The 4,381-nt window shown below is 46.0% G+C and carries 4 protein-coding genes; 3 read left to right on the top strand and 1 reads right to left on the bottom strand.

Annotated elements, in window-relative coordinates:
- Positions 1-25: 25 nt before the first annotated feature.
- Complete coding sequence (locus ACLFWI_RS27505; protein WP_446415577.1) at positions 26-148, bottom strand: hypothetical protein; 123 nt, start codon at positions 146-148, stop codon at positions 26-28.
- A gap of 61 nt (positions 149-209) precedes the next feature.
- On the opposite strand from ACLFWI_RS27505, the gene ACLFWI_RS27500 reads away from it, so the two are divergent.
- The 3 genes from ACLFWI_RS27500 (at position 210) to ACLFWI_RS27490 (ending at position 4,322) form a co-directional block, all read left to right on the top strand.
- On the top strand, positions 210-359 hold the full coding sequence (locus ACLFWI_RS27500) for a DUF2281 domain-containing protein (protein WP_446408034.1): 150 nt from the start codon (positions 210-212) through the stop codon (positions 357-359).
- 287 nt (positions 360-646) lie between these two features.
- A complete protein-coding gene (locus ACLFWI_RS27495; protein ID WP_446415576.1) occupies positions 647-3,979 on the top strand; it encodes an efflux RND transporter permease subunit in 3,333 nt (1,110 codons plus the stop codon).
- 118 nt (positions 3,980-4,097) lie between these two features.
- Positions 4,098-4,322: a hypothetical protein gene (locus ACLFWI_RS27490; RefSeq protein WP_446408032.1), complete on the top strand. Its 225-nt coding sequence runs from the start codon at positions 4,098-4,100 to the stop codon at positions 4,320-4,322.
- Positions 4,323-4,381 lie beyond the last annotated feature (59 nt).

The following is a 4,381-nucleotide window of genomic DNA, read 5'->3' as shown; positions in this document are numbered from 1 at the left end:
TTAATTGAGAATATATCACCTTGGGTTATCCTGTAGGGGCGACCCGCTTGCACAAGTCTGTGCGATCGCGTGCCGTAGCAAAGTCTGCTAACCTCTGAACAATAGGGGTCACTCGTCGGTACTCAGGCTGAGATAATTGAACCGTCATGGTTGCTACTCCTATAATGGTTAAAGACTAGCACGGGGAAATTTTGGACGAGGGAATTCTGATGACGATTCGCGAAACCACCATTGCCAAATTGCAACAATTGCCGGAACCACTCTTACACCAAGTCAGCGACTTTATCGACTTTTTGAGGTATAAGCAACAACACAGCACAGCTACGGATAAGCCCAACAGTGATGTAAAGAAAGCATAGCTACAATGGTTTGAGTCGGTCGTTCAGCTAGAGGTTTCTCCTAATCAACCAGCCAGTAACTATCAACAACTTTTGCTGACTAAGTATCGAAAGCAGGGAGTCAGAATTCAACCCGATACGATTAATAACAAATGAAAGAAAACCATCCTTTGAGTAAAATCCCTGTCAACACCCTCTCACCTTTCTACCCCCAACCTCTCAAATAAATCCGTGAAATCAGTGTCATTCCTCTCTCACCTCTCCACCCCAATCTCTCAAATAAATCTGTGAAATCAGTGTTTTGACAAATGAAAAATGACAAACTCAGTATTAGTGCGATCGCGATTCGCCGCCATATCGGTACCCTGGTCTTAACCATAGCCGTAATTGTGCTAGGGATATTTTTCATTCTCCAGATTCAGGTCGATTTATTACCCTCGATTACCTATCCCCGTATTGGCTTACGTTTAGGGGCACCCGGTATCTCCCCAGAGGTGGCGGTTGAGGAAATTACTAAACCCTTGGAACAAGGATTAAGTGCGACGGAGGGCGTTATCCAAGTCTTCTCCCAAACTCGTGAGGGACGAATTAGTTTAGACTTGTTTTTTCAACCAGGGGGTGATATAGACCAGGCGCTAAATGATGCAACGGCGGCGTATAATCGCGCTCAATCCAATTTACCCGATATTATCGAAGAACCGCGCTTATTTAAGTTTGATCCGTCTCAATTACCCGTTTATGAATTAGCGCTGAAATCTTCATCTTTAAAGGACGTAGATTTGCGCGTCTTTGCGGATGAAGAACTTAGCCGTGAATTGAGTGTAGTTCCTGGCGTCGCCTCTGTCGATGTTTCCGGTGGGGTAAGGGAAGAGGTGCGAGTGCTGATTGATCCGAATCGTTTGCAGCGATTAGGATTAGGATTAACCGATGTCCTCAATGCCCTAGATGAACGAAATCAAGATGTAGCCGGGGGACGACTACGGGGGGAAGAGTCAGAACCCTTAACCCGAACCATGGGACGTTTCCAAGATGCGGAAGAACTGCGGAATTTGTCCATTGAAATAGACGATACAGACCCAACAAATCCTTCTCGTCGGGTCTATCTGCGCGATTTTGCTGAGGTAATTGATGGGACGGAAGATAGACGGGTATTTGTCTTTCTGAATGGAGAACCTGCGGTTAAAGTTAGCATTCAGAAGCAACCGGATGCGAATACGATTGAAGTTGTCAATGGGGTAAAAAAACGCATTGAACAGCTAAAGCAATCGGGTTTAATTACAGACGATATTGAGTTAGTGGCGACGTTAGATGAATCTATTTTTATCCAGAATTCTATTGCCAATGTGACGAGTTCGGGGTTAGTCGGAGCAACATTAGCCGCGTTTGCGGTTTTGTTGTTCTTGGGTTCATTGCGGCAAACTTTAATTATTGTCATCGCCATTCCTCTCGCCACCCTAGCCGCCGTGATTTTAATGAAATTATTTGGCTTATCCCTAAATGTGTTTAGTTTAGGGGGATTGGCGTTAGGTGTAGGGATTGTCGTGGATAATGCGATCGTTATGCTAGAAACGATCGCGGCGGGTGTGTCAGGAGATGTAGAGACGCGCCATGGCGCGTCTGAACGTCAGAGTGTAGGTGCGGGTTTAACCGATAACATTGGGGACAAAACAGATAACGTAACCAAACCCACCCTGCTTGGGAAATCAGGGAATGATTCATCGTCTAGATCGATCATTTCTCAAGCCGAACGGTGTTCCCAAGACGTAGAATCAGCGCTAATTGCGTCCACCAGTACCAACTTAGTCGCTGTTCTCCCTTTTTTACTCATTGGTGGCTTTTTCTCCCTCCTGTTTAGTGAATTAATTTTAACCATTAGCTTTGCTGTCGCCGCGTCGTTAGTGGTGGCGCTAACCGTGGTACCAATGCTTTCGTCTCGCCTATTAGCCATTCCTCGATCCAGTGGTTTAAATCGATTTTGGCTATTACAAGCCTTTAATCGTCGGTTTGAAGCTGCAACCTTGGGTTATCAAGGGTTCCTGGCGCGGGTGCTGCGGTATCGTATTTTAGTTATCGCCCTGGCTGTGTTAATTTTAGGTGGCGGAAGTTTCGCCTTAGCCAGTAAAATTCCCCAAGAAATTCTGCCCCGAATTGATACCGGACAAGCCCGGATGTTTGCCCAATTTCCACCAGGAACCACCTTGGAACAAAATCGCCAAGTGATGATGGCGGTGGATGATATTCTATTGGCGCAGCCAGAAACCGACTATGCTTTTACCACATCTGGCGGGTTTTTGTTTGGGGGAAATACCTCAGAAAACTTGTTACGGGGGACAAGTACAATTGCGCTTAAATCAGATAGTAATGTTGAGACATTTATTGGACGAGTGAATCAGGAATTGCAGACATTAAATTTAGTCCAAACTCGTCTGCGCCTAAGTCCGGGTGAAGTGCGAGGGATTATTTTAAGTAATTCACCCGTTCGTGGTGCGGATTTGGATATTGGCTTACAAGGAACCAATACGCAGCAATTAGAAGCCGCAGGGCGTCAAGTCTTAAAGGCGTTAGATGAACGAGTTACCTTAGCCCGATTTCGCCCGGATGCAGATGATCGCCAACCGGAAATTCAGATTCGTCCCGACTGGGAACGAGTCGCCCAATTGGGGTTAACTGCACAGGAAATTGGCGATACAATTCAAACCGCGATCGCCGGTTCGGTATCGACTCAGTTACAACGGGGTGATCGCTTGGTGGATGTGCGGGTACAGCTTGATCAAGCGGCGATTCAGCGCGTGTCTCAGATTAAAGAGTTACCCCTATTTACAAATAATAATCGCCAAATTTATTTAGGTGATGTGGCGGCGATTGAGCAAGGACAAGCGCCGGGTGAAATTCAGCGAATTAATCAGCGCCAGGTGTTCTTAATTGCAGGGACATTGAATGAAGGTGCAACGCTGAGTGAGGCGTTAGCGGAAACCAATGCGGTATTAGCTGAATTAGACTTACCAGAGGGCGTTTCTATCTTACCCAGTTCCGCCAGTGAAACCAATCAACAACTCCAAAATTCTCTGAAAATGCTGGGAGGATTAGCCGCGTTCATGGTGTTTGTGGTAATGGCGGTACAGTACAATTCCCTAATTGACCCCTTGGTGATTATGCTCACCGTACCCCTGGCGTTAGCTGGGGGAATTTTGGGACTCTATGTCACCCAAACCGCCATGGGTGCAACGGTTTTGGTGGGGGCGGTACTGCTGGTAGGGATTGTGGTGAATAACGCGATCGTGATGGTGGAGTTTGCCAATCAAATTTATTACCGGGAAAAGGTTGACCGCAAAACCGCCATTTTGCAAGCCGCATCGCAACGTTTACGACCGATTTTAATGACCACAATTACCACTGTTTTAGGCTTGTTTCCCCTAGCATTAGGCATTGGGCAAGGGTCAGAGTTTTTACAACCGTTAGGTGTAGTTGTATTTTCAGGATTATCACTAGCAACGGGATTAACGCTATTTATTATTCCCTGTTTCTATACATTGCTCCATGATAGTTTTGGGGATAATAATCGTAAAAAAGGAGCCAGGGTAAGAACAGGGAAAAAGAACCAGAGAACAGAAAACCGGGATAAGACTAGAGCATCAGTGTAGTAATAGTCGTTAGCCGTAGAGACGTTCCCGGGGAACGTCTCCAAACGCTATGGCAAAGGCGCGATCGCCTTGTTATTATAGAAAAAAACGAGTTCCATTCGGAGCAGGAGGTAATCTTATGGAATCAAAACCACGCACCTTTAAAGAAACAACTCTACTGTTTGTAGGGGGCGCTGGTGCTGGACTAATTATTTTTACCCTATTCGGCGGTGTATGGCACGTCACTCACTTTTGGTGGGTGATGGCAGCAACTACACTATTCTGTGGTTTATTAGCCGTAGTGTTCCGTCAAAACTTCCAGAAAATGTTAAATGCTGTGATGGATAATGCTCCTTGGATTTAAGCACAGAAGCTTCACTATTTCCTGACTCAAAACTCCTGTCAGGAGAATCGCGATCGCAC

This window comes from Coleofasciculus sp. (assembly GCF_046539235.1).
Lineage (GTDB): Bacteria > Cyanobacteriota > Cyanobacteriia > Cyanobacteriales > Coleofasciculaceae > Coleofasciculus.
Note: the sequence above shows the minus strand (reverse complement) of the source record. Positions and strands in the feature narration are given on the sequence as shown.